At 60.3% G+C, this 25,523-nt stretch carries 19 protein-coding genes and 1 tRNA gene; 10 read left to right on the forward strand and 10 right to left on the reverse strand.

Annotated features, from left to right (window positions below):
• Positions 1 to 4 precede the first annotated feature (4 nt).
• The 3 genes from D8676_RS06275 to D8676_RS06285 all read left to right on the forward strand — a co-directional run bounded on the left by D8676_RS06275 (position 5) and on the right by D8676_RS06285 (position 3,358).
• Positions 5 to 1,276, forward strand: a complete 1,272-nt coding sequence (locus D8676_RS06275; RefSeq protein ID WP_121579996.1) for an FAD-binding oxidoreductase — start codon at positions 5 to 7, stop codon at positions 1,274 to 1,276.
• A gap of 163 nt (positions 1,277 to 1,439) precedes the next feature.
• A complete protein-coding gene (locus tag D8676_RS06280) occupies positions 1,440 to 2,810 on the forward strand; it encodes a formimidoylglutamate deiminase (RefSeq protein ID WP_121579997.1) in 1,371 nt (456 codons plus the stop codon).
• A 29-nt stretch (positions 2,811 to 2,839) separates the two neighbouring features.
• Complete coding sequence (locus D8676_RS06285; protein ID WP_183096998.1) at positions 2,840 to 3,358, forward strand: TIGR02444 family protein; 519 nt, start codon at positions 2,840 to 2,842, stop codon at positions 3,356 to 3,358.
• 602 nt (positions 3,359 to 3,960) lie between these two features.
• Here D8676_RS06285 and vsr read toward each other — a convergent pair.
• Positions 3,961 to 4,455, reverse strand: coding sequence for a DNA mismatch endonuclease Vsr (gene vsr / locus D8676_RS06290; protein WP_210210704.1), 495 nt, complete (start codon positions 4,453 to 4,455; stop codon positions 3,961 to 3,963).
• A gap of 176 nt (positions 4,456 to 4,631) precedes the next feature.
• On the opposite strand from vsr, the gene D8676_RS06295 reads away from it, so the two are divergent.
• Genes D8676_RS06295 through D8676_RS06305 form a run of 3 tightly spaced genes read left to right on the forward strand, consistent with a single transcriptional unit; the run spans position 4,632 to position 9,688 of the window.
• Positions 4,632 to 6,116: a DNA cytosine methyltransferase gene (locus D8676_RS06295; RefSeq protein WP_121579999.1), complete on the forward strand. Its 1,485-nt coding sequence runs from the start codon at positions 4,632 to 4,634 to the stop codon at positions 6,114 to 6,116.
• A 2-nt stretch (positions 6,117 to 6,118) separates the two neighbouring features.
• Positions 6,119 to 7,870, forward strand: a complete 1,752-nt coding sequence (locus D8676_RS06300) for a hypothetical protein (RefSeq protein WP_121580000.1) — start codon at positions 6,119 to 6,121, stop codon at positions 7,868 to 7,870.
• A gap of 3 nt (positions 7,871 to 7,873) precedes the next feature.
• Complete coding sequence (locus tag D8676_RS06305) at positions 7,874 to 9,688, forward strand: DUF2357 domain-containing protein (protein ID WP_121580001.1); 1,815 nt, start codon at positions 7,874 to 7,876, stop codon at positions 9,686 to 9,688.
• A 51-nt stretch (positions 9,689 to 9,739) separates the two neighbouring features.
• Here D8676_RS06305 and D8676_RS06310 read toward each other — a convergent pair whose 3' ends face one another.
• The 5 genes from D8676_RS06310 to D8676_RS06335 form a co-directional block, all read right to left on the reverse strand.
• Positions 9,740 to 10,309, reverse strand: a complete 570-nt coding sequence (locus tag D8676_RS06310; protein WP_121580002.1) for a recombinase family protein — start codon at positions 10,307 to 10,309, stop codon at positions 9,740 to 9,742.
• Positions 10,310 to 11,352: 1,043 nt separating this feature from the next.
• Positions 11,353 to 12,483: a hypothetical protein gene (locus tag D8676_RS06320; protein WP_147448161.1), complete on the reverse strand. Its 1,131-nt coding sequence runs from the start codon at positions 12,481 to 12,483 to the stop codon at positions 11,353 to 11,355.
• A gap of 180 nt (positions 12,484 to 12,663) precedes the next feature.
• Positions 12,664 to 13,707: a site-specific integrase gene (locus D8676_RS06325; RefSeq protein ID WP_121580005.1), complete on the reverse strand. Its 1,044-nt coding sequence runs from the start codon at positions 13,705 to 13,707 to the stop codon at positions 12,664 to 12,666.
• Between the two features lie 99 nt (positions 13,708 to 13,806).
• Positions 13,807 to 13,881 (reverse strand) — tRNA-Val (locus D8676_RS06330).
• Positions 13,882 to 13,976: 95 nt separating this feature from the next.
• On the reverse strand, positions 13,977 to 14,339 hold the full coding sequence (locus D8676_RS06335; RefSeq protein ID WP_121580006.1) for a response regulator: 363 nt from the start codon (positions 14,337 to 14,339) through the stop codon (positions 13,977 to 13,979).
• Between the two features lie 150 nt (positions 14,340 to 14,489).
• On the opposite strand from D8676_RS06335, the gene D8676_RS06340 reads away from it, so the two are divergent.
• On the forward strand, positions 14,490 to 15,431 hold the full coding sequence (locus D8676_RS06340; protein ID WP_121580442.1) for an N-formylglutamate amidohydrolase: 942 nt from the start codon (positions 14,490 to 14,492) through the stop codon (positions 15,429 to 15,431).
• Positions 15,432 to 15,835: 404 nt separating this feature from the next.
• On the forward strand, positions 15,836 to 16,639 hold the full coding sequence (hisN, locus tag D8676_RS06345) for a histidinol-phosphatase (protein ID WP_121580007.1): 804 nt from the start codon (positions 15,836 to 15,838) through the stop codon (positions 16,637 to 16,639).
• Positions 16,640 to 16,741: 102 nt separating this feature from the next.
• Here hisN and D8676_RS06350 read toward each other — a convergent pair whose 3' ends face one another.
• From D8676_RS06350 to D8676_RS06360, 3 genes are all read right to left on the reverse strand, one after another.
• Positions 16,742 to 17,083 carry a type II toxin-antitoxin system HicB family antitoxin gene (locus D8676_RS06350; protein ID WP_121580008.1) on the reverse strand — a complete coding sequence of 114 codons (342 nt, stop codon included), beginning with the start codon at positions 17,081 to 17,083 and terminating at the stop codon, positions 16,742 to 16,744.
• Positions 17,080 to 17,334, reverse strand: coding sequence for a type II toxin-antitoxin system HicA family toxin (locus D8676_RS06355; RefSeq protein ID WP_121580443.1), 255 nt, complete (start codon positions 17,332 to 17,334; stop codon positions 17,080 to 17,082). Before D8676_RS06355 ends, D8676_RS06350 begins: the two co-directional genes overlap by 4 nt.
• Positions 17,335 to 17,447: 113 nt before the next feature.
• A complete protein-coding gene (locus tag D8676_RS06360) occupies positions 17,448 to 18,404 on the reverse strand; it encodes an alpha/beta hydrolase (protein WP_121580009.1) in 957 nt (318 codons plus the stop codon).
• 448 nt (positions 18,405 to 18,852) lie between these two features.
• Here D8676_RS06360 and D8676_RS06365 point away from each other — a divergent pair, with 448 nt between their 5' ends.
• Complete coding sequence (locus tag D8676_RS06365) at positions 18,853 to 19,317, forward strand: Hsp20 family protein (RefSeq protein WP_121580010.1); 465 nt, start codon at positions 18,853 to 18,855, stop codon at positions 19,315 to 19,317.
• 53 nt (positions 19,318 to 19,370) lie between these two features.
• Here the strand turns inward: D8676_RS06365 and D8676_RS06370 are convergent, their stop codons facing one another.
• Positions 19,371 to 20,420: a low specificity L-threonine aldolase gene (locus D8676_RS06370; RefSeq protein WP_121580444.1), complete on the reverse strand. Its 1,050-nt coding sequence runs from the start codon at positions 20,418 to 20,420 to the stop codon at positions 19,371 to 19,373.
• A 369-nt stretch (positions 20,421 to 20,789) separates the two neighbouring features.
• Here D8676_RS06370 and gltB point away from each other — a divergent pair, with 369 nt between their 5' ends.
• On the forward strand, positions 20,790 to 25,490 hold the full coding sequence (gltB, locus tag D8676_RS06375; RefSeq protein WP_245426636.1) for a glutamate synthase large subunit: 4,701 nt from the start codon (positions 20,790 to 20,792) through the stop codon (positions 25,488 to 25,490).
• The last annotated feature ends 33 nt before the right edge of the window (positions 25,491 to 25,523 follow it).

Genomic DNA, 25,523 nt, shown 5'->3' on the forward strand with positions numbered 1-25,523 from the left:
TCCGATGGGAACGAAATCCACACGCGATTGGGATGTTATCGTCATAGGTGGGGGCATCGTCGGGTGCTCGGCGGCGTACTACGCCGCCCGTAGCGGCATGCGCGTCCTGATCGTGGAGCGCGATGGCCCGGGATCAGCCCAGTCCGGTCGAAATCTCGGCTTTATCCGTCAACAGAACCGGGACTTTCGAGAACTCTCCTTGATGATCGGCGCCTTGCGGATCTGGGAAGGCCTCGAAGCAGAACTCGGGTGTCGCGTCGGATGGCAGCAGGGGGGCAACCTGTCGCTGGCGTTCAGCGAAGCGGATCTTGTTGCGCGGCGTGACTGGCAGCGGCGCGCGGTCGAGGAGTTCGGCCTCGACACGCGTATGCTGTCGGCAACGGAAACCCATGCCCTGATACCGCAACTGGCGACCGGTCGCGGCGTCGTCGGAGCGATGTACACGGCGAGCGACGGGAAGGCCGAGCCGGCGCGGGCGACCCGCGCGTTTTTTGATGCCGCGCTCGGAGCGGGTGCGGCAGTCTGCTTCGGCGAGCCGGTGACGCGCATAGACACGAGCGCCGGGAAAGTCTCCGGCGTTCAGATCGGCGATCGGCTTTACCGGGCGAAGACGGTTGTCACCGCCGCCGGCGCCGGGAGTGCGGCATTGTTGCGGAAGGCGGGATTGAGCCTGCCGCAGGAGTTCATCCGTGCAACGGTGGCGCGAACGGTCGCCGCGTCCGATCAGCGAATACCGGCCTGCGTCTCCGGTCAGCAAACCGGAATCCGCCAGGATGTGAATGGAGCCTATGTGATATCGGTAGCGGGAGGCGAATACGACCTGCGCCTGGATTCCTGGCGTCACATGCGTTGGTACGAAGCCACCCGAAAGTCCAATCCCGATGCTGCCCGCATAGACTATCTCGCACCGCTCAAGCGGCTGCTTCCGGGGAAGACGACGTCGCCGCTGGCCGATTTTCCGCCGAGCCGGGACGATGCGCGTCCGGAGCCTTTTCGCGTGGAACAGGCGCGCCGCGAATTTGCTCATCTCTTTCCCGTATTGGCTGACTTGCAGATCGAGACTTCCTGGGCAGGGATCATCGACGTCATGCCGGATGTCATCCCCGTGCTGGGGACGGTCGACGGCATATCGGGCCTGCTCGTTGCAACGGGGTTCAGTGGTCACGGCTTCGGTCCGGGTCCGATGGCCGGAAAGGTTCTTTCGGAACTGGCGGCAGGACGGCTTTCGCCTGTCGACATATCGAGCCTCTCGCCAATGCGTTTCGAGAGACAATGAATCGGGTCAGAAGCGAGATGAACGCCGTGTGGGCGGTTGTTTGGCAACCCCGATCATCCAACCGGTGTCCGCCGCGGACTTGCGCCGTTGCCGGTCCTGGTCCCGACCTTCATGACGGACGTTGCCGCTTCAGACCCAGTTTTTCTCTGACATCGGACTCTCAATGAGCGAGAAGATCGATTTGACGCTTCATGCAGGCGAGGCGCTGCTGCCGGAGGGCTGGGCAAAGGACGTGCGGATCGCCGTGGCCGGCGGACGCATCGCCTCGGTCGAGGCCGGTGTCCCAGCGGTCGCGGGCGATGAGCAGGCGGCGATCCTCCTGCCCGGCATGCCCAACCTGCACAGCCACGCCTTCCAGCGCGGAATGGCAGGGCTGGCTGAGACGCGGGGGCCCGGAGCTGACAGCTTCTGGTCATGGCGCGAGGTCATGTACCGCTTCGCGCTGTCCATGACCCCGGAGCACGTCGAGGCGGTTGCCGCCCAACTCTATGTCGAGATGCTGGAGGCAGGGTTCACGCGGGTCGGAGAGTTCCACTATCTGCACCACGATCATGACGGGCAGACTTATGACGATGTTGCCGAGATGGCCAACCGCATCGCGGCGGCGGCCAGCTCGACGGGAATAGGCCTGACGCTTCTTCCGGTCTTCTATGCCCATTCGGGTTTCGGCGGCGCTGCGCCGAATGAAGGCCAGCGTCGCTTTATCAACGACCTCGATGGTTTTGCACGCCTTCTGGAGGCGAGCCGAAACGCCGTCCGGTCGATGCCTGAAGCGGCGGTGGGCATTGCCCCGCACAGCCTGCGTGCGGTCACGCCTCGGGAGTTGAACGCCCTTGTCGAACTCGCCCCCGACGGTCCGATCCACATCCATGTCGCCGAGCAGGTGCGCGAGGTCGAGGATTGCGTTGCCTGGTCGGGTGCAAGGCCTGTCGAATGGCTTCTCGACAACGCCGCTGTTGACGGACGCTGGTGTTTGATCCACGCAACGCACATGAGTGAGGACGAGACGCGACGCATGGCGGCGAGCGGGGCCGTGGCAGGCCTCTGTCCGGTCACCGAGGCGAACCTCGGGGACGGGACCTTTCCGGCGCCGCTCTTTCTCGACAATGGAGGCCGATCGGGCATAGGCTCCGATTCCAATGTGCTGATCGGCATTCCCGACGAGTTGCGTCAGCTCGAATATTCCCAGCGCCTTGCGCGGCGGGAACGCAACGTGCTGGCGGCGCCCGGCCGCTCCAACGGCCGCGACCTGTTCGATCGCGCAATTGTCGGAGGCTCTGCCGCGCTTGGCGCATCCGCCTGTGGTCTCACTGCCGGCGCATCTGCCGATTTCGTCTCGCTCGACCGCGCCCATCCCACGCTCGCCGGCAAGGCGAACGACGCTGTCCTCGACGCCTGGATCTTCGCCAACGGAGCAAGCGTGGACGGCGTTTGGGCGAACGGCCGCCGGCAGGTCACGGCCGGCCGCCATCGACTGCGCGAAGAAGTGGCGGAACGATTTCGACGGACGATGCTGGCATTGTCAGACGACTGAATCGGCAGAGGCGTTGTTGGAGTAGGGAATTGAACCAGGAAAAGCAAAAGCTCGATCTGGAGGGCGATCTTTGGCGCTTCGCGCTCGCCTTCTATGGTAGGCCCGGCATCGCGGAAACCTGCTTGCGTCTGCAGGACGAGGCAGGGATCGACGTGATCGCCCTCATCGTCGTCCTATACGCGGATACCGTCCTCACCCACGGCTTGGACGAGCACGACATCGCCGGGCTACAAGCCTCTATGCGCCGCTGGCGGGAGGAGACCGTGCTTCCGCTGCGGCGACTGCGGCGGGCGCTCAAGCAACCGCCGCAGGAATTTCCCGCCGAGGAGACGGAGGCCTTGCGCGGATTGATCAAGAAGACCGAATTGCGGGCCGAGCAGATACAATTGGCCTTGGCCGAACGGTGGCTCTCGGAGCGCCCCCCTCACGCCGGCATCGAGCTGGAAAAAGCGCTGACGCTCCTGGTGGGCGCTGCCAGCGGGGACGACGAGATCGCCGGCATGTTCGCCCGGACAATCGCCGAGGCGCGTGCGACAGCGCGCGGTTGACGAACCGGTATGCCTAGGCCCAGGCAGCTTTCAGCCGTAAGGCCGTCAGTAGGCGAACTGCTCGCCTAACGGGCATACCTCCCCGGCGCTTTTGCCTAGCCGAACGGTAGGGTGGAACAGCCGAGCGCGCTGTACGCTCATTGATGCCGACTAGGCGAAAAAGTCTCTTCCAGTGAGTTCGGATGGTGGGCGTGACAGGGATTGAACCTGTGACCCCTACGATGTCAACGTAGTGCTCTCCCGCTGACAGTCGCTTTCGCTCCTTCAAAGACTGAATGAATTCAGCTGCTTACGCAGTCTGCGATCTTTTCTCAGCTACGCCGCCCCATCCGACCAAGCGCCGCGATCAATGTCAAGTGGAGCCACAGTGGGACCAAAATTGGCAGTGCACTCGACAGAATTCGACCTTCTGAAAGCTGCTTTCGGAGGGCAGCACTCTATCCAGCTGCTCGCTCTGCTCGCATCGAAAGATTGAATAAATTCAACTTCTTGCGCAGTGGACGATCTTCTCGGCTACACGCAATGCGACGCCTTTGGTAAGCCTTCCGATGTTTGGTGTTACACCAGTGTGACAACCCTGCGCGAAAGGTGTTTGAGTTCGATCAGTCCAACTGGGGCGACAGTTCAAGATCGTCTATTTCCATTACTCGACGGCAACCGGATGCTTCGGAAGCTACGAAAAGGGTATCTGCTCCCTCCAACCAGTTCGATAGCTCATCGATCAGCTCAGGTCGCTTAGTCGCACACTCCCAGATCAATGCTGTGCGCCATCCGGCCTCTTTGAGAAAAACTATGCTGTTACGGTCTCTGGTACTGTTCTTCGAAAGCTTGCTGCTCCAGAACTGCAAATTGCTTTTGGGTAGCCTGTAATGCCTACATCCCTCGTGTTGATGCCAAAAGCAGCCGTGAACGAAGACAGCGACTTTCCTCGGGGTCAGTACGATGTCCGGACGTATTGAGCCTATGAGCTTGTGAAGCCGGAAGCGGTAGCCGCGGCGAAAGAGGCCTTGGCGTACGAACATCTCAGGTTTCGTGTCTTTTCCCTTGATCTTCGCCATCATAGCCGAGCGTTCTTGCTTTGTTACTATATCGGCCAATATGGGTCTTCCCTTTCCGTAGCGCTTGCAAGGGGCGGGCGCTCAGAGCTGTGATAGGCCAGCCCGAAAGCCTCGGCCGCCACTAACTCCTGAATCGAACAATGGTATGATTCAAAACGAATCACCATCACTGGGTCAATCTCACTGACTCTGAAATTGTGAGTACGAAATTGAATATGAGAGTAGGTGATGAGCCCTTTATCCTAGGGAAGCTCAGGCGGGCCGATAAGCGCGGATATCTCCGTACACTCGATCTTTTCGCGGGATGTGGCGGTATGAGCTTGGGGTTCGACAGGGCTGGTTTCCGCTCGGTTGCGGCCGTCGAGATCAACGATTATGCCCGGGCCTCGCATGAGATGAATTTCGCACCGCTGGTGCCAGAGGGTGACTACCGCAGCTTCTCCGACATCACCACCCTTGAGCCGCAGGATGCAGTGGCGCATCTGAAGCGCTACGGCGGTGTAGACGAGCGCGTCGATGTGGTCATCGGCGGACCTCCCTGTCAGGCATTCTCCCGTCTTGGCCGTGCTGCTCTTTGGCGGCTGGCAGGTAAAGACCACGCCCACGGCGAAGATCAGCGAGCCTCGATGTACCACCACTACCTTCGGTTCGTCGCATCGTTGAAGCCGATTGCGTTCGTCATGGAGAATGTGCGGGAGATTGGCAAGTTCGTGGGCCGCAATGTGGCCGAGGAAGTCGCAGCGACCGCCGATGAGCTCGGCTACTCGACACGCTACTGCCTGTTGAACGCAGCTTGGTATGGCGTTCCGCAATTGCGTGAGCGCATGATCATCATTGGCATCCGCAAAGAACTCGCGACCACTCCCGAATTCCCTGTGATCACGCATCACTGCGAAATCCCGGGCGGATATTCCACCGCTCGGTCCGGAAAGGGGCACTTGCAGGTGCTGCCCCCTTTCGACCATTTCGTCGATCACGCTGATGCCTTACCCGCGCTCTCCCCCGCTGTGACAGCATCGGACGCTTTTGCTGATTTGCCCAGGATCGTGTCTCACCTGGATGGAAAGAAGGGGAAGGGACAACCCCGCGATATTGCGCAGTCGTTCGAATATAAGAGTGAGCAAACCTCCTTCACTCGTGCGATGAAGAAATGGCCGCATTTCGAGGCAGGATCGACCTTTACCGGACACGTCATACGCTACACGCCCAGAGACTATGAGACTTTCAAGCGCATGCCTGAAGGCGGAATGTACCCCGAGGCTCTGGCGACTGCACAGGAGATTTTTCGCGAACGCTTAGCCCACCTTGAGAAAAAGCTGAAGCGGAAACTTGCCGAGGACGATCAGGAATACAAAGAACTGTTCGCAGCTACCGTGCCTCCGTACAAGGATAACCGTTACCCCAACAAGTTCCGCAAGATGTGGCGCGACCAGCCCGCGAGAACGCTCCCGGCGCATATCGGAAAAGATGCCTACTCTCACATCCATTTCGACAGCCAACAGGCACGCGGTATCTCGTTGCGGGAGGCTGCACGTATCCAATCCTTCCCTGACGGCTTTCGTTTTTCTGGCAGCATGAATACCCAGCTCACGCAGATAGGGAACGCGGTGCCACCATTGCTCGCATTCGCGGTTGCTTCGAAATTGAAGCAGCAACTTGTCGATGCGTGCCCAGTCCGTCATGCGGAAGCGGCTGAATAGACGTGAGTGATGTTGTCTATGCTGCGCGCAAACTTGCTGCCTCAAACTTAGGGTGGTTCAACCGTACACGTCAAACGCTGGGCGAGGCGGCGGGTCGAGAGCGGGCCATCAACATCAATCGGGACGTACTTGCGGACTGGTTCCCCGACCGCAATCTTGACAGCGCAGACCCCATCGAAATCAGCACCCGCTTTCTGGACGGCTCCCAAGGAAGCGCTCATGAGATAAGGACCGTTAGGAGAACAATTCGGCTTCAAGGCGGCGGAAAGAATTGGCGGCTGGCAGGGGACGCAATTCCTGGCGAGTTGTATGATGTGCGCGAGAATGACCTCCTCATCATGGCGTTCGATCGCCCGACATCCACTCTCTCATTCATCGTTTTGAAAAAGGATAATCAGCCGACCCGACCCGTCGCGCCGATCGAGCAAGCAGCTTATGCAAGTGTTTCAGCGGAGCTAGGGCCAGACAATCGAAGTATGTGGATCGTTCCTGCGGGCAAGGCGGGCAAGATCATCGAAATCGCAAAGGCAGTTTATGACAACGCAGGGGACGTCCTCATGCAATACAAGAGCATGGCGGAAAGCTGGAGGAGCGATCTCTCCTCATCGGGGTACGCGGTTGTCCAGAACGTTGACGATCGGCTGCTTCTGGCGCTCTTCGCCAAGCGCTTCCTGATTTTGACCGGCCTATCTGGATCGGGCAAGACGCTGCTTGCACGGTCTTTTCTGCGGTGGTGCTCTGCGCAGCCGGACCAGTATGCAGTTGTCGCGGTCGGCGCAAACTGGACTTCGAACGAACATGTTCTCGGGTATGCGGATGCTCTCGATGAGAACCGTTATGTTCGGACGAAGGTGCTTAATGTGCTGCTGAGGGCAGCCAACAACCCCGAGCAACCTTATTTCGTAATCCTCGATGAAATGAACCTCTCACACGTAGAACGCTACTTTGCTGATTTCCTATCTGCCATTGAGTCGCCTAACGAGCCGATCCACCTCCATGGCGATACACTGCCTAGGGGCGGCGTTCCAAGCCAGCTACCTAGTATGCCCCCGAACTTGTTCGTGATCGGAACGGTAAACGTCGATGAGACGACATACATGTTCTCCCCGAAGGTGCTAGATCGCGCCAACGTCATCGAGTTCAGGACATCACCTGAGGCGATGGAAACGTTCCTAACCCTATCGAAGCCCCCCGCAACTCCTGTCGATCAAAAGGGGAGCGGCTTTGGCAACGTCCTAGTTGAGGCTCATCAGAAGAATATCTCTCCGGTAGACCTGCCCGGAGCGGTCCGGAACCCTGCGGCAGGGGAGATACTGCTCCTTTTCAACCTTCTGACAGAAGAAGAGCTGGAGTTCGGTTTCCGGAGCGCCGACGAGATGGTACGTTACTTCTGGTTCGCCTTCGAGGCTACGCAGCCTGCAACTGATGCAGAGCGTCACGACGTGTTGGCCACGGCGTTAGATCATCAAGTTCTTCAGAAAATCCTTCCCCGCATCCATGGGGCGCGGAAGCGGGTTGAGCCTTTGTTGCTGAAGTTGCGCTCCTACTGCCAGGAGGCGCATGAGTGGGAAGTGGCAGGGATCAAGAATTTGACAGATCTGAACGCTGCTATCGCTGACTCGAAAGGCGTTGCGCAGACTACTGTTGCCGAGGACGTAACCGCCACGCCTTTCCTTCCTCTCTCACACAGGAAAATTGAACGGATGTTGACGAAGCTCAAGTCAACTGGATTTGTTAGCTTCGCAGAGGGGTAGCTCTTGCTCACGAGGCTCGCTTTTCAGAATGACCAGGGCCATCCGTTAACGGAATTGCGAATCGTCGCCCGCGAAAGCGACGTTGATGCGATACGTGTATTGTCCGCATCGGAGGCCCTCGAATATGGTGAGGAGCAAATCCAGCTCTTGGAGGGATGCACCTACCATTATGAAGTCAACGATGCGGGGTTCGAGCTTGAGCCCATCTCAGGCATCGTTCAGCGCTTCATGGTTGGAGCTGTTGATCTCGACCGAGGCATGATTACCCCTGGCCTCTACGTTGGGTCATTGCAGCTTCACCTACTTCGAGATGGACGGCGGATTGGCTCGGCAAGAGTTGAGGTACGTTCGAGAAAGCTTGATTTCCGCAGCGACTACCGGCGAATGCTTGATGACATCGCTAGCGTCTCTTTGGACCTGCTCTTGTCGATGTTCTCCCCTTCATCCGTTGACGTGGATTTCGATCTTGCAAAGGACGGCGAGGCGCTCCAGCAGCAATTCTTCTTTCTCCGCTCGCTCATCGACTGTGCGGATTTTAGAGCCGCGATACAGCAGGTTTTGGCCCAGCCACACAGTCGTCTGGTAGCAACCCATGAAGAGAGGTCAGCTTCAAGGCCTGTCAGTGGCGGTGCCGACATTGGCAGACAGATCGCTTCCCGCTATCCCCGCGAACGGCTGGCCTCCTCCCACCCTCTGAGGGCCTCGCTTCCTACTATACCCCGCTACATACAAAGCAGCGCAGTTGTCGAGACGCTTGATACACAGGAGAACCGTTTCGTTCTCTTCGTCATAGAGCAGTTCATCGAAACCCTGACTACAATTTCCAGCACGCTGCTGGCGAAAAGAAAAAGCGCTGCGCATTTCGTTGGGCGAGAGATCGATCCGCTCCTCCGACGTATGGAAGAGTACCGCGGGCATGATTTCTTTCGAGACATATCCCATCTCACTGAACTCCCCCTTGGCAGTCCGGTGCTTCAGAGGAAGGCAGGATATCGCCAAGTGCTTGAGGCGTGGCTCAAGTTTACCGCCGCTGGGCGTCTGACATGGGGCGGCCTGAGCGATGTAATCAGTGCAGGGAGCAGAAACGCGGCCGCCTTGTATGAATACTGGCTGTTCTTTGTGATGCTAAAGGCGCTGGAACCTTGGCTTGGAGCAGAACGAGAGGAAGTGATCAAGACGATCTTGTCCCCTCGTTCCGACGGGTTCGGATTGAAAGTAAAATCCGGGCAGGTTCTGCCCCTTCCGAGCGTCGCGCTCACGCACAAGGGTTGTGAATGGAAGCTCCAGTTCAGCTACAATCGCACGTTCTCCGATGGACCTTCCACGCCGAACATGAAACGCTTAACCTTTCTCGATACCGGGAACTCGGAATCTTGGTCGCGCAAGATGCGTCCAGATTTCACGGTTTCCTTCTGGCCCGCTGCCTTTGATCAAAATGATGCGGCGATGGCTGGCAAACTTATCCATTTGCACTTCGATGCAAAGTATAGCGTCGACCAACTCAGGGACCTTTTCGGTGACCCCGAGATAGATATTGACGAAGAGAAGGACAAGCAAAGAGTCGGAAGGTACACCCGAGGTGACTTGCTGAAGATGCACGCATATAAGGATGCGATAAGGCGGTCCATGGGTGCCTATGTACTATATCCTGGGCAGGGCTCCGGTCATCGGGATTTCTTGTGGCAGGAGTACCACGAGGTTATCCCAGGCCTTGGCGCCTTTTCAATTCGACCTGATGAAGCTGACTCCGGTTGTGAGACTATCCAAAGGTTTCTTCTCGACATTCTGGATGAGATTTCGACAACGACATCACACTGACGAAAGGCTTAATCGCCTCGCAACGAACACGCGCGAAGGTAACCCAACCCTTCAATTGCAGGTTTGGAAGGAGGCGACGACCTTCTGGACAGTGGCCTTGCAGAAACCTATCTGGGCAGCGATCTTTCGCATACTGACACCGTCCTCCCGCAGCTTCCGTACTTCTGCGACAACAGCATCGGTCACTAGCTTAGGCCGACCTCCTACCCTGCCTTCCGCCTTGGCCCTGGCTATGCCTTCCATCTGGCGTTCCCGGCGTATCTCCGTCTCGAACTCTGCGATCAGCGCCAGTATGCCCATGACGAGCTTGCCGGTCCTCGACGTGGTGTCGACAGCCGGATCGTCCAGAACCTTGAAACCGATGCCTCTATCGCTGAGGTCCGTCACGATCTTGTAGAGGTCGGCTGTCGATCGAGCCAGTCTGTCCAGCTTGGTAACGAGCAGCGTATCACCCTCTCGGACATACCGAAGGCACTCGGCCAGCTGAGGTCTGTTGCCGTCCAAGCCTGACCGCTTCTCTGAGAAGAGCTTCGTAGCGCCTGCTGCCTTCAAGCGATCAAGCTGTGCCTGGTAGTCCTGCTTTCCCGTCGAGACACGGGCGTAAGCCACGACAGTGCCCATATACGTACCCTTTCCTCTCAGAGAGACATGGACAAATTGTTAGTGTACGAAAAGGGTACGGTCAACAGTCGCGTGCTCGAAAGGTATACTTTTGTGGACATAGGATTCGGGTCCTCCGCTTCCCGAAAGTTCAAAACCCGTCGGCATAAGGACCGTTGCCAACCTCACATCGCTTGTTCCGAAAGATTGTTTACAAAAACGTACACGCAGCCGCCGCACCCTCCAGTGTCTGAGATATGTAAACTTTCCCACTGTGCGAAATTGAAGATGAGGGAGAAGCGTGCCAGGGTGGGCAAGTGCCAGGTGGGGGTGGCACGCTAGTCGTATATGCCCGGGACAGGCTTTCAGAATTTGGTTTGTAAACTATCTGTTCTACCTCGCTAAGCTGAGGTTCTGCGACCTGCCAGTATTTTCATTGTTTACACTCCAACAATAAGGTCGCCATTCAAATCCGACGACACCTGAGTACAAGCTTCCGCCCGCCTTCGCTTAGAACACGTGTAACGTATCCTTGACACCCCTCTGAATTCCTGTGTCAGTCTCAATTTGTCTGTTCGACATGGAGAGCGGCATGAGGGGCTTCATGTGGTTGTTGGTGATCGTGGGAGCAGTTTCGGGCTGCGTTTCACCTGGAGAAATGCGGCGCGAAGGAGAAGATGATCGCGCTTGTGTTTCGTATGGGTTTGCAAAGGGAACTGAGGGCTATGCCAATTGTCGGCTCGAACTTTCCCGAAATCGTGCGATTGCGCGTGGCGGTTCTTCATCGGCTGAGAATCAGCGACGAGGACAAGCGGCAGGGGCGGCGGTCGGTCAGTCGATGGGCCAACATGCTAGAAAGTCGTGTGTCTTGAGGCAGAGCTTCCCGGGCGGACCGACTTATGTCGATTGTTAACCGGAAAGCATGTGAGGCGAATGCCCTGACACCAGTATTCTCACACTGGCATCAACGACACCCGCCTCAATGCGGCAACGCAAGTCTCTGGTGACAAGTTCAGGCAACTAGAAACTGCCGGAGCCTGCTCACTTGTGCACCTGTGCGAGGCTTACCAAGCCAATGCCGGCTTCCTCTGGGAATGGAAGACCTCATCCGGACTGGGTAGAACGCTTCCGTTTTCGAGCTTGCGCTCTCCGAGTACCACCTTGGCCTCTTTGCCTTGGCCAGGATTACGGTTCTCCAGATAGCCGGCTGAGATGCCTGCATTGATATTTCGACCTACCGTCGAGCGATCAATACCGAGTACCTCGGCCAACTTGGAATGGCTGATCCCGTCACCGGAATGCCCCACCGCCTGAAGCTCAGCTACCTTCTCCACGACCGTTCGAACAGGCTGCTTTACAGTAGCCTCTATCCCCTCTGAAAGAGGTTTATTGATTAGAGCATAGACAGTTTCGTAGTCGCTCCTATCGGCTAGGATTCCGCTTTCCCCTTCGGTCTGTCTCTGATTATAGTGCACAAGTGCGCAAGCTCGTACGAGAGCCAAGACCTTGGGGAAATCCCTCTGGATTTTATAGCCTGTTGTGGGAAGTAGATCAGCAATCCGCTCAGCGTAGGGGATCCGGACCGTCATCTTGTTGTCTGCGATGTAGTCGCAAAGGTCGTGCCAAGGGGTGAGGTCGAGTTTGACAGTGCTCTTTGTCAAACCTCTGGCTTGGTTTCTCAGCGCTTCCCTTACCCGCGCTGGGTCCTCCACCATATTCAGAACGAGCATGCGGCTCTGATCCTCGTGGTGGATACGGTTCGCAGTCGTCGCCATCATGAAGCAAACGGGACCCTCGGTCGTAGGCAGCTTGGCGCCGTCCATACCGTTCTGGCTCTTCTGGACGGTCAGGTAGTCGATCTTCCCCTCTGTCATCAGTTGCCTGAGGAAGGTTCGACCTTGACCGTCAGCCATGCCTGACGCCTCTCCCAAAAAGAGGACACGGTGCTTCAAAGGGATGTTCAAATAAGGCAGAGCTTTTTCGCTCATACCTGCGATGCTTTCAATCGCGCTAGGCGTTATGAATTGCAGCCCGGATTCGATGGAGTAGGTTTTTCCTGATCCAGATGGGCCCATAACTACCAGCGAAACGGGATCGTCGAATACCCGGGAAATTGCCGCCAAGTAGACAATTTTTGGTATGTCGGTTGATCCCGAGTATCCCTGCTTTTTTATGCTTTCATCCAGTTCGTCCATTATACCTTTTTTTAACAAAATAGTCATTTATCATGCTTTCAAGGTTTCTTTCTAAAAAAGTCATTTCTTCTATGGATACAATTGTCCCCGACTCCCTTACGTAGGGACATTTTTTGAGCATTAAGGTTGGGAGCCGGAAGAGAAAAACTCTCACTCTACACGGTTAGTATACCACGTATTTCAGGTTTTGTCAATATTCTGATAACCTTCACATGAATGTCGGTCGAATTTCCGTCGGATAGTCTGGAGTGATGCGTGAGCATATCGAAGTAGCATTCTCACGTCGCGATGACCGCTGATGGAGGCAACTTCCGGAACCGTTAGACCTAGTTCGAACAACCGGGAAATAGCCTCGTGCCGTAAATCGTGAAAATGAAGATCTTCGATCTTCGCCCTTTTCGTCAGCCGATCCCAGGAGAGACGAAGTGCGAGGGGAGTTGTGGGAAACAGTCGCCTGTTTTCCGCTCTAGCATCCGCGCTCATTTTGGCGAGAACGTTGTCCAAGATCGTCGTTGCGGTAGGCGAAAGTGGGATGATTCTCGAATAGCCGTTTTTCGATTCCCTGACTGTCGCAATTTGCCGCTCAAGGTCGATGTCCCCGAATCGTAGCGCCAGAATCTCACTGCGCCTCATGCCGGTTTCGAGAGCAAAACGAACTACAATCATGGTGTAGGGGTTACGCAACTTCCTCGCGGCTTCCAGCAGCTTGTCGAATTCGCCAGGGCGCAGACGCCTTTCACGCTTGTTGTCGTTTGCCTTCACGGAAAGCTCAGAAAGTGGATTGTGCCTGAGGGGGATTTTCCAGTCAGTGCGAGCGACTTCAAACATATTGCTGACAGGCGACAACTGTCGCTTTAGAGACTTCCCGGAGATAGTCCTGAGACGTTCATCCCGATAGCTGGCGAAGTCTGCTGTTGTTAGATCAGAGAGGCGTTTCTTACAGACCGGATGGCGGAGGAATGCGTCGAGTATAATTGTCTCGATTTCGGCTCCCTTCTTGGCCGGGACGACTTCGTTCCGGTAACGCGTCACGAGTTCGGCCAGGGTGATCCGATCAAGCTGTTTCCTGTCGGGACCAAGCTCGCCTCTGTCCGCTTGTCTTTCCTGATGTCGAGCCCATTCTTTAGCGTCGGACAGTTTATGAAAAGTCTTAGTGATCGTGGGGAATCCCGTTCGGCGGATTCGTACTTGGTACTTGTCGCGATGCTTGCGTATTGAAGACATGTCGGCACGCTCCTGGAGCCAGAGTGGGACCAGCAGCGAATTCAACAGTCTTTGGAAGCTCGACGAAGCCGATTTGTCTAACGAAATCAGCTATTTGGATGGTGGGCGTGACAGGGATTGAACCTGTGACCCCTACGATGTCAACGTAGTGCTCTCCCGCTGAGCTACACGCCCATCCGACCGGAGCGCATACACCACTTTTGATCCGGCGCGTCAATAGCGGTTTGACGGCCTCGATGCATGTCCCCTGCGGCGAAAAATCCTGCTTGTCAGGCGGCCTGCAGCATCTTCTCGACCTCGTTGACGAGATCGCGCAGATGGAAGGGCTTCGACAGGATCTTGGCGTCCTTGGGCGCCTTCGAGTCCGGGTTCAGCGCCACCGCCGCGAAGCCGGTGATGAACATCACCTTGAGGTCGGGGTCGATCTCGGTGGCGCGGCGGGCGAGCTCGATGCCGTCCATCTCCGGCATGACGATGTCGGTGAGCAGCAGCGAGAAGGGCTCCTCGCGCAGCCGCTCATAGGCGCTCGCGCCATTGTCGAAATCGCTGACGTCGTAACCGGCGCGTTCGAGCGCCTTGACCAGAAACCGACGCATGTCGTCGTCGTCTTCCGCAAGCAGTATGCGTGCCATTCCTATCCCGTCCGAATCGCCCACGGAGCCGTTCCCAAGCCGGCCCGTTAACCATGATGTATATGAAGCCTGGAGGGTAAACATCAAGTGAATGTTGCCGGCCCGGTCGATGACGGCCGGCGCGGCTGTGCTGGACAGGGGGGCCTGCAGATGTCAATTTCGACGCATGTTGTTCCAGAGCGCATGGCCATGACGCCGGCCGACGACTTCTCGGCCGTGCCGCCCTTCGAGATCCGCGAGAGCGCCGAGCAGCGCGTCCCGTTCGTCTTCAATTCTCCGCACAGCGGCAAACACTATCCCGAGCGCTTCCTGTCGCTGACCAAGCTCGACCGCATGGCGATCCGCCGCTCGGAGGATTGTTTCGTCGACGAGCTGTTCGGGGCGGCGGTGCCGCTCGGCGCGCCGATGCTGGCCGCCAATTTCCCGCGCGCCTATCTCGACGTGAACCGCGAGCCGTGGGAGCTCGACCCCAGGATGTTCGTCGAGCCGGTGCCGTCCTTCGCCAACATCCGCTCGGCGCGGGTGGCGGGCGGTCTCGGCACCGTTCCCAAGCTGGTCGGCGAGGGGCTCGACATCTATCCCGGCCGCCTGCCGCTCGCCGAGGCCGTGGCCCGCATCGATTCGGTCTACAAGCCCTATCACGACGCGCTGAAGCGTCTGCTCACCCGCACCCATTCCCGCTTCGGCTACGCGGTGCTGATCGACTGTCATTCGATGCCGGCGAGCATCCGCGTCGGCGACAACGGGATGCGGCCCGACTTCATCATCGGCGACCGGTTCGGAGCTTCCGCCACGCGGACGCTCACCGAGGCCGCGATCGCGCTGCTCATCTCGATGGGTTACACGGTCGCCCACAACAAGCCCTATGCGGGCGGCTTCATCACCGAGCATTACGGACGGCCGGCGCGCGGACTGCACGCGCTGCAGATCGAGATCAACCGCGGCCTCTACATGAACGAGCGGACGCTGCAGAAGTCGTCGGGCTTCGATGCGCTGGCCGACGACCTGGCGCGCCTGTCGGCCGAACTGATGGCGATGCCCGACCACAATTTCCTGGATGGCCCGCTGGACCGTCCGCTCGCCGCCGAGTAGCGCCGGCAGCCATCGAGCCCGCCGATCGAATCTGACCGATGGAACAGCGGCGCTAAAAAAAGACCGCATCGTCGCCGACGCGGTCGAAGTCTAGGGAGGAAACGCCCAAGGAGGGCATGGACAGGACACCTGTCCGACTCGCAGGGTATTGTGCGATGCACAAATGTCAACAATTTCTGAAGGGCTTTTGGCCTACATATAGGGAAAAACGGCGCGAAAGAGCATACTAGTTGTATTTTTGCATCAGTTTTGCCCGGGGAGAGGCGCAATTTTGTCGGGCGCCGTATCGCGTTCGGTGACGTCGAAATCGAAACGGCGCTGGGATAGAAGGGTTCTCTGGAAGTGGCGCGGCCCTCGATTGCGGACCGGCGCGGCTTCAGGGATCGGGCATCAGGAGGCGTTCTTTGGAAATTTCGGTCGAGTTCTTCCGGCGCATAGCGGCCGCCGCGGGAGAGCAGGCATTGCCGCGCTTCCGCCGCTACGGCGACATATTGAACAAGCAGCAGGGCGGCTTCGACCCGGTGACCGAGGCGGACCGCGAGGCCGAGCAGGCGATCCGCGCCTTGATCCGCGCGGAGCATCCCGGTCACGGCATCCTCGGTGAGGAATTCGGCTCTGAGAACATGACGAGCGACCATGTCTGGGTGATCGACCCGATTGACGGTACGCGCTCCTTCATTTCCGGTATCCCGCTCTGGGGCACGCTCGTCGGCCTGACGGAAAAGGGTGACGCCGTCGCCGGGATGATGGCGCAGCCCTTTATCGGCGAGCTGTTCTACGCGACCGGTGGCGAAGCCTGGTACGAAGGCCCGCACGGCCGGGCCAAACCGCAGCGCCTGTCGACGCGCAAGACGACCTCGCTCGCCGAGGCGACGCTCTGCACGACGACGCCGGCGCTGTTCCAGGGCGACAGGCGCACCGCCTATGACCGGCTGGAGAAGGCGGTGCGGCTGCCGCGCTACGGCACCGATTGCTACGCCTATGTCATGCTCGCCGCCGGCAATGTCGACCTCGTCGTCGAGGTCGGCCTGCAGCCATACGACATCGTCGCCCTGATCCCGATCATCGAGGCGGCCGGCGGTATCGTCACGGAATGGAGCGGCGGGGCGGCGGAGGAGGGCGGCGGCATCATCGCCGCGGCGACGCCCGAGCTTCATGCCGCCGCGATGGCCGTGCTGCATGCCGGCCGGGACGATCCTGCCGGCTAAAGCTACTCGAGGAAAAGCGACAAGCCCTGTTGCCGAGAATTGCACGCGAATTCTGGGGTAGAACTGCGTCGGACCCCGGATATCCGGGAACGGGTTTGCATCTCAGGCGGAAGCTTTCTCGAGAGCATGGGCGATGGCTTCCTGCCCCCATTCATTCAGGCTCTTGCCGGCCAGTTCAGCCGCTATCGCAGCTTTGGAATGGACCTCTGGACTGACGCGAAGCATAAGGTTGCCGCTCAGACTCTTCTGCGGGGCCTTGCCAACTTTCTTGCAGGTCTCGATGTAGTCGTTGACCGCCTCATGGAAGGCAGCCTTCAGATCAGTGACCGTGTCTGCGTGAAAGCCGACTACATCTTGTATTCCAGCGATCCGGCCGACGAAAATTTCATCGTCGCCGTCGAATTCGATCCGGGCCGAATACCCCTTGTACGAGAGCGCCTTCATGGCTCCACTCCTATCTGTGCGAGAAACGCACGGGCGTCCCTGACCTGATAGCGCTTCGCTTCCTTGGCCGGGTGCGGTCTGTGAAAACTGGCGATCTGGCCTTTGAAGTTGAACCGGACGCGGGAACCGCTTCCCTCGATCACTTCGCATCCGACCGCGACCAACAGGCTTTCGATATCGGCCCAAGCAATGGATCCCGATACGGGGTCGGTGAACACGGCTGCAAGGGTCTTCTTCTGCCTGCTGTTCATGCTTGCAATATATGCATGCATGCAGGATTTGCAAGCAAAAAATGCATGCAGCGCTCGTGATACCTCCTCCGGCACTTGAGGTGCTCGACCGCCTCAGTACTTCAGCGGTTGCCTTAGATCCCCTCGTCGTTGCCGGGGATGAAGGCGTCGAAGGCGGCAAGCAGCTGCTCGCGGAAGATATCGGCCTCCTGCAGCAGCTCGTGGCGGGCCCCGGCGATGGTGAGGATCTGCCCGCCGCGCAGGCGCCTGGCGTAGTCGGCGATGGCGCGGGTGGAGACGATCTCGTCATTGCCGGCGCCGACGAACATGACGGGAATGTTGATCCGCTGCATGAACTCCGGGTCCTGCACGATGTCGACCGCCCTGCAGGCAGCGCGGATCCATGCGACCGTCGGGCCGCCCAGCCCGAGCTTGGGATGTTTCTCGTAAAGCTCCATGTTGCGGCGATAGCGACCGATGTCGGTGGTCAGCTTGTTGGTGGCGAAGGGCGGCGAGCGCCTGGGACGCGGTCCCCAGGCGCCGTACATGCGCCCCAGCCCCAGCCAGTAGAGCACGCCGGCAATGCGGCCGATCGCGGACATGGTGAGCGGGAAGCCGGTATAGGTGAAGAAGGGCGCGGCCAGCACCATGCGCCTGACCCGGTTGACCAGTGAGGGCGTGGCGAGCAGCGCGATCAGCGAGCCGGTCGAATGGGCGAGTATGTAATAGGGACCGCGACAGTCCGGCAGCACGACCTCTTCGAAGAAGCGGTCGAGATCCTTCACATAGTCGCCGAAGTCCCTGACATGACCGCGCTGCGGATCGCGCAGTAGCCGCTCCGAGCCGCCCTGGCCGCGCCAGTCGAGAATGGCGGTGGTGAAGCCGCGCTCCGACAGGTTGCGCGCAGTCTCGAAATATTTCTCGATGGATTCGTTGCGGCCGGGGAGCACGATGACTGTGCCCTTCAGCGGACGCGCCACGGCCGGAAAGCGCCCGTAGCGCAGCTTCTTCCCGTCGAAGCCGGCGAAATAACCTCCGCTCGCCTTCTCCGGCAGGGGATTGCTGGGAATCTCGTGGAAGATGTCCGTCATGAGGCGCTTTCGCGTCGGTGGGTCGGCGCCGTGGCCGATCTGGCGCGCTGTCAGGTGATAGAAAGCGGGACGGGAGAAAGCAAGCCACCGTCCCAACCGGTCTGAAAGACAAGGCCGGAAGACCGCCTGCGCGATCCTCCGGCCTCGGTCGATCCGGGGGAAGGGACGTTACACCCGGCTCGAACTGATCGCGGTGCGGCTTTCGCATCGCGTCGTTGGGATGAGACTAGGCCGGATGTCCTGAACGTTGCCCGAAGCGGCGGTTCATCTTCGGTTCATCGGATTCCCGCTCCAAAACCGTCGGCAGGAAGCCTTGAAATGCCGTTTTTGCCTTCCCAAATGACCTCTGCGGCCGCCGTATCCGGGGCCGCTGGTCCGGTCGGAACGCCAGAATGGGTTCTGCCGAAGGGCCAAACGCAAACCATGTTGCTCAACAGGAGAACACCCCATGCGTCATGTCGATTTTTCCCCGCTCTATCGCTCGACCGTAGGCTTCGACCGCCTCTTCACGATGCTCGACTCGCTCGCGCAGCCTGACAGCGGCCAGACCTATCCGCCCTACAACATCGAGCGTACCGGCGAGGACGCCTACCGCATCTCCATGGCCGTCGCCGGCTTCTCGGAGAAGGAGATCGCGATCGAGGCCCACCGCAACGTTCTGTCCGTGAAGGGCGAGCGCAAGGACGAGGCCAATGGCGAAGGCTCCGAGGTGCTCTATCGCGGCATCGCCGCCCGTTCTTTCGAGCGCCGCTTTCAGCTTGCCGACCATGTCGAGGTGCTGGGCGCCGAGCTGAAGAATGGCCTGCTCCACATCGATCTGAAGCGCTCGGTTCCCGAGGAGCTGAAGCCGCGCAAGATCGAGATCGCCAATGGCGGCAAAGCCAAGCAGATCGAGGCGAAAGCCGCTGCCTGACCTTAGAGTCTCCTCCCGAGACGGAAGCGGCGCCGAAAGGCGCCGCTTTTTGTTTAGCCGATCAGCTCGCCGAACCGGTCGACTTCATCCGTCGTGGTCGCGAAGCTGGTGACGAAGCGCCAGAGCTTTTCGCCGGGCTGGATGCCGCCGCTGAAAGCGGCGGGCGTGTGCCAGTCGTAGAAGCGGGCGCCTTTCTCCTGCAGTGCCTCCGCCGTCTTCACCGGCAGGATGGCGAAGACCTCGTTGGCCTCAGGCTCCCAGGCGAGGCGCATCGTCTTCGAGGCGCGGATGTGTCCTGCGAGCCGCGCCGACATGGCGTTGGCGTGACGCGCCGTTTCCAGCCACAGCCCGTCCTGGAAATAGGCGTCGAACTGCGCGGCGATGAAGCGCGATTTCGAGAAGAGCTGTGCGGCGCGCTTGCGGATGAAGGTGAATTCCCTGGCGCGGTCGGGGTCGAACATGACGACGGCCTCGGCGCACCAGCAGCCGTTCTTGGTGCCGCCGAAGGAGATGATGTCGACGCCGCTCTTCCAGGTCATCTCGGCCGGCGTCGTCTCGAGCGCGACCAGCGCATTGGCGAAGCGGGCGCCGTCCATGTGGAGCGGCAGCGCGTGCTTCTTGGCGATGGCCGAGATCGCCCGGATCTGGTCGAGGGAATAGACGGTGCCGATTTCGGTCGCCTGGGTGATCGTGATGGCAGCCGGCCGGCCGGCATGCACATTGTCGACGGCGAAACGCCCGACGGCCTGCGAGAGCTTTTCGGGATCGATGCGGCCGAGCGCACCGTCGACTGCGAAGAGCCGCGAGCCGCCCATGAAATATTCTGGCGCGCCGCATTCGTCGTCCATGACATGCGATTCGCGGTGGCAGAAGGAGAGGCCGCCCGGCTTGTTCGCCGAAACCAGCGACAGCGAGTTCGCCGCGGTGCCGGTGCCGACGAAGAAGACCGCCGCCTCGCGCTCGAAGATCTCCGAAAATGTCGCCTGCACTTTCGCGTCCAGCGAACCGTTGCCATAGGCCGGCGCGAAGCCCGATGCATGAGCCGAGAGGCCGGCGGCGATCTTCGGGTGCGCGCCCGCCCAATTGTCCGATGCGAAAATCACGTGATCCATTCCGAGGGTTTTTGAAGCGGTGCGACCTGACTGCTTTTTCACGGCAACTTCAAGGGCAGCCAGTCCAGAAATTCGTTGCGTCACGCCCGGCGATTGCCCGATGCGGACGACCTTAGATTGTGTGCCGCGCCGCTCTCGCGCAATTTTCTTTCACAGATGCTCCGATTTTTTTGTGAATCGGTCTTGTCAGGGCCGCCGGTTTCTGCGATAAAAAATTTAGGACAGCATTACTGTCTTATTTATCTGCGCATTGCCGGCCGGTTTGGCGTATGCTTGACGCCCCTGCCGGCCATGCGCGTCGCAAGAACGCACGGCAGCCCTCTAGAAGGACGCACGGAGGTTATGATGATGACGGACTTCATGCCATCTGCAACAGCGGAAAACACGACCGCGCAGACCAATGGCAAGTCTGTCAACAAAAGTGGCCTGCCGGACGCCCAGGGTCTCTACGACCCGAAGAACGAGCACGATGCCTGCGGCGTAGGCTTCATCGCCCAGATGAAGGGCATCAAATCGCACAAAATCGTCGAGGACGGGCTGTTCATGCTCGAGAACCTCACTCATCGCGGGGCGGTCGGCGCCGATCCGCTGATGGGCGACGGGGCCGGCGTGCTGGTGCAGATCCCCGACCGCTTCTTCCGCGAAGAGATGGCGAGCCGTGGCATCGAACTGCCGCCTGCCGGACATTACGGTGTCGGCCACTGGTTCATGCCGCAGGACGAAGCGCTTCGCGAGCATATCAATGAGATCATCGCCGAGTCGGCGCAGTCCGAGGGCCTGCCGCTCATCGGCTTCCGCGACGTTCCGGTCGACAATTCCCTGCTTTCCAAGGCGCCGGAGATAGCCGCCGCAGAACCGTTCCACCGCCAGGTCTTCATCGGCCGCCCGGCCGAGATCGACGATGACGAGGAATACGAGGCGCGGCTCTATCTGCTGCGCAAGGTCATTTCCGGCCGCATCTATGCCGAGAACAACAACAAGGACAGCGGCGCCTATTGCGTGTCGCTGTCGGCGCGCACCATCGTCTACAAGGGCATGTTCCTCGCCTATCAGGTCGGCGCCTACTACAGGGATCTCACCGATCCGCGTTTCGAGACGGCGTTGATCCTCGTCCATCAGCGCTTCTCGACCAACACCTTCCCATCGTGGAAGCTCGCGCATCCCTACCGCATGGTCGCGCACAACGGCGAGATCAACACGGTGCGCGGCAACAACAACTGGATGGCGGCGCGCCAGGCCTCTGTCGATTCGGAGCTGTTCGGCAACAACATCTCCAAGCTCTGGCCGATCTCTTATGAGGGGCAGTCGGACACCGCCTGCTTCGACAACGCGCTCGAGTTCCTGTTCCAGGGCGGCTACACGCTGGCGCATGCCATGATGATGCTGGTCCCCGAAGCATGGGCCGGCAACAAGACCATGGATGCCGAGCGCAAGGCCTTCTACGAATACCATGCCGCGCTGATGGAGCCGTGGGACGGCCCGGCTGCGCTGGTCTTCACCGACGGCCGCCAGATCGGCGCCACGCTCGACCGCAATGGGTTGAGGCCGGCGCGCTACATCGTCACCGACGACGACCGCGTCATCCTCGCCTCCGAGGCCGGCGCGCTGCCGGTGCCCGAGGAGAAGATCGTCACCAAGTGGCGGCTGCAGCCGGGACGCATGCTGCTCATCGACCTTGTTGAGGGCCGCATCATCTCCGACGAGGAGATCAAGCACGAGATTGCCACCCGCCATCCCTACAAGCAGTGGCTGGCCAACACGCAGCTCATCCTCGAAGACCTGAAGCCGGTCGAGCCGCGCGCGCTGCGCAAGGACGTCTCGCTGCTCGATCGCCAGCAGGCCTTCGGCTACACGCAGGAGGACACCAAGCTCCTGATGTCGCCGATGGCGACGACGGGCCAGGAGGCGGTCGGCTCGATGGGCACCGACACGCCGATCGCGGCGATGTCCGACAAGCCCAAGCTGCTCTACAGCTATTTCAAGCAGAACTTCGCGCAGGTCACCAACCCGCCGATCGACCCGATCCGCGAGGAGCTGGTGATGAGCCTCGTCTCCTTCATCGGTCCGAGGCCCAACATCTTCGACCTCGTCGGCTCGTCGCGCCGCAAGCGGCTGGAGGTGCGCCAGCCGGTCCTGACCAATGCCGATCTCGAGAAGATCCGTTCGATCGGCCACACCGAGGACCGCTTCGACACCAAGACCATCGACATCACCTATTCGGTGACCGAGGGCGCCGCCGGCATGGAGGCGGCGATCGAGCGTCTGTGCGAGCGCGCCGAGGCTGCAGTCGCCGGCGGCTACAACATCATCATCCTCTCCGATCGCCAGATCGGGCCCGACCGTATCGACATACCGACGCTGCTGGCGACGGCTGCCGTGCATCATCACCTGATCCGCAAGGGCCTGCGCACCTCGGTCGGACTGGTGGTCGAGTCCGGGGAGCCGCGCGAGATCCATCATTTCGCGTGCCTTGCCGGCTACGGCGCCGAGGCGATCAATCCCTACCTCGCCTTCGACACGCTCACCGACATGCACAAGCGTGGCGAGCTGCCGGAGGAGGTCGACGCCGAAGAGGTCGTCCATCGCTACATCAAGTCGATCGGCAAGGGCATCCTCAAGGTGATGTCCAAGATGGGCATTTCGACCTACCAGTCCTATTGCGGCGCGCAGATATTCGACGCAGTCGGGCTGAAGTCGGACTTCGTCGACAAGTACTTCACCGGCACCGCCACCCAGATCGAAGGCGTCGGGCTGGAGGAGGTCTCGGCCGAGACCGTCCGCCGCCACACCGACGCGTTCGGCGACGATCCGGTGCTCCGGAACGCGCTCGAGGTCGGCGGCGAATATCTCTTCCGCATGCGCGGCGAGTCGCATATGTGGTCGCCGGATTCCGTCGCCACGCTGCAGCACGCGGTGCGCAAGGGCTCGTGGGAGACCTTCAAGGAGTTTTCCGCCCAGATCGACAGCGAGGCGGCGCGCGCCCAGACGATCCGCGGCCTGTTCAGGATCAAGCTCGCCGAGGAGACCGGCCGCAAGCCCGTTCCGCTCGACGAGGTGATGCCGGCAGCCGACATCGTCAAGCGCTTCTCCACCGGGGCGATGTCGTTCGGCTCGATCAGCAGGGAGGCGCACACCACGCTGGCGCGCGCCATGAACCAGATCGGCGGCAAGTCGAACACCGGCGAGGGCGGCGAGGAGCCGGACCGCTATCTGCCGCTGCCGGGCGGCGGCGCCAACCCCGAGCGCTCTGCCATCAAGCAGATCGCGTCCGGCCGCTTCGGCGTGACGACCGAATATCTGGTCAACTCCGACGTCATGCAGATCAAGGTCGCGCAGGGCGCCAAGCCCGGCGAGGGCGGCCAGCTACCCGGCCACAAGGTCGACGCGACCATCGCCAAGACGCGCCACTCGACGCCTGGCGTCGGCCTCATCTCGCCGCCGCCGCACCACGACATCTATTCGATCGAGGATCTGGCGCAGCTCATCTACGACCTGAAGAACGTCAATCCGGCGGCGGACGTGTCGGTCAAGCTGGTGTCGGAAGTCGGCGTCGGCACGGTCGCGGCGGGCGTTGCCAAGGCGCGCGCCGACCACATCACCATCTCCGGCTATGACGGCGGCACCGGCGCCTCGCCGCTGACCTCGCTGAAGCATGCCGGCAGCCCTTGGGAGATGGGCCTCGCCGAGACGCATCAGACGCTGGTGCTGAACGGCTTGCGGTCGCGCGTTGCACTGCAGGTCGACGGTGGCCTCAGGACCGGCCGCGACGTCGTCATCGGCGCGCTGCTCGGCGCCGACGAGTTCGGCTTCTCGACCGCGCCGCTGATCGCGGCCGGCTGCATCATGATGCGCAAGTGCCATCTCAACACCTGCCCGGTCGGCGTGGCGACGCAGGATCCTGTCCTGCGCAAGCGCTTCAAGGGCACGCCCGAGCATGTCATCAACTACTTCTTCTACGTGGCCGACGAGGTGCGCGAGCTGCTCGCCGCGATGGGCTTCCGCCACATCGACGAGATCGTCGGCGACACCGATCTTGTCGAAAAGCGCGGCATGATCGACCACTGGAAGGCGCGCGGGCTCGACTTCACGCGTATCTTCCACAAGCCGGACGCGCCGCGCGAGGCGACCCACTGGACCGAGCGGCAGAAGCACCCGATCGACGACGTGCTCGACCGCACGCTGATCGAGCAGGCGAAGCCGGCGCTCGAAGCGCGCCAGCCGGTTGAGATCGCGCTGCCGATCCGCAACGTCGACCGCTCCGCCGGCGCCATGCTGTCGGGCGAGGTGGTCAAGCGCTTCCGGCACAAGGGCCTGCGCGACGACACCATCTCCGTGAAGCTGACCGGCACCGCCGGACAGTCCTTCGGCGCGTTCCTGGCGCGCGGCGTCTCCTTCGAACTGATCGGCGACGGCAACGACTATGTCGGCAAGGGCCTTTCGGGCGGCCGCATCGTCATCCGCCCGCCGGAAGAATCGAAGATCGTCGCGGAGGAGTCGATCATCGTCGGCAACACGGTGCTCTACGGCGCGACCGAAGGCGAGTGCTATTTCCGCGGCGTTGCCGGCGAGCGCTTCGCCGTGCGTAACTCAGGCGCTGCGGTCGTCGTCGAGGGCGTCGGCGACCATGGCTGCGAATACATGACGGGCGGCATCGTCGTCGTGCTCGGCAAGACCGGCCGCAACTTCGCGGCGGGCATGTCGGGCGGCGTCGCCTATGTGCTCGACGAAGCCGGCGACTTCGCGCAGCGCTGCAACATGGCGATGGTCGAGCTGGAGCCGGTGCCGGAAGAGGACTACCTGCTCGAGAAGTTCCACCACCATGGCGGCGACATCGACCACAAGGGCCGTGTCGACGTGTCGGGCGACATGACCAGCCATGACGAGGAGCGGCTCTACCAGCTCATCTCCAACCACGTGCATTTCACCGGCTCGACCAAGGGCAAGGCGATCCTCGACAATTGGGCCGACTATCGGCCGAAGTTCAGGAAGGTCATGCCGGTCGAGTACAAGCGCGCGCTGGAAGAGATGGCCCGCATGCGCATGGGCGTCGCGGCGGAATGATCAGGCTGGCGATCTTCACGATGGGGGTGCCCC

This window comes from Mesorhizobium sp. YM1C-6-2 (assembly GCF_003666685.1).
Classification (GTDB): domain Bacteria; phylum Pseudomonadota; class Alphaproteobacteria; order Rhizobiales; family Rhizobiaceae; genus Mesorhizobium_K.

Coding starts and splice junctions, on each gene's coding strand:
- D8676_RS06275 (WP_121579996.1), top strand. CDS start 5: ATGGGAACGAAATCCACACGCGATTGGGATGTTATCGTCATAGGTGGG.
- D8676_RS06360 (WP_121580009.1), bottom strand. CDS start 18,404: ATGACGGACATCTTCCACGAGATTCCCAGCAATCCCCTGCCGGAGAAG.
- D8676_RS06280 (WP_121579997.1), top strand. CDS start 1,440: ATGAGCGAGAAGATCGATTTGACGCTTCATGCAGGCGAGGCGCTGCTG.
- D8676_RS06335 (WP_121580006.1), bottom strand. CDS start 14,339: ATGGCACGCATACTGCTTGCGGAAGACGACGACGACATGCGTCGGTTT.
- gltB (WP_245426636.1), top strand. CDS start 20,790: ATGCCATCTGCAACAGCGGAAAACACGACCGCGCAGACCAATGGCAAG.
- D8676_RS06325 (WP_121580005.1), bottom strand. CDS start 13,707: ATGTCTTCAATACGCAAGCATCGCGACAAGTACCAAGTACGAATCCGC.
- D8676_RS06355 (WP_121580443.1), bottom strand. CDS start 17,334: ATGAACAGCAGGCAGAAGAAGACCCTTGCAGCCGTGTTCACCGACCCC.
- D8676_RS06295 (WP_121579999.1), top strand. CDS start 4,632: ATGAGAGTAGGTGATGAGCCCTTTATCCTAGGGAAGCTCAGGCGGGCC.
- D8676_RS06310 (WP_121580002.1), bottom strand. CDS start 10,309: ATGGGCACTGTCGTGGCTTACGCCCGTGTCTCGACGGGAAAGCAGGAC.
- D8676_RS06340 (WP_121580442.1), top strand. CDS start 14,490: ATGTCAATTTCGACGCATGTTGTTCCAGAGCGCATGGCCATGACGCCG.
- D8676_RS06350 (WP_121580008.1), bottom strand. CDS start 17,083: ATGAAGGCGCTCTCGTACAAGGGGTATTCGGCCCGGATCGAATTCGAC.
- D8676_RS06320 (WP_147448161.1), bottom strand. CDS start 12,483: ATGGACGAACTGGATGAAAGCATAAAAAAGCAGGGATACTCGGGATCA.
- D8676_RS06365 (WP_121580010.1), top strand. CDS start 18,853: ATGCGTCATGTCGATTTTTCCCCGCTCTATCGCTCGACCGTAGGCTTC.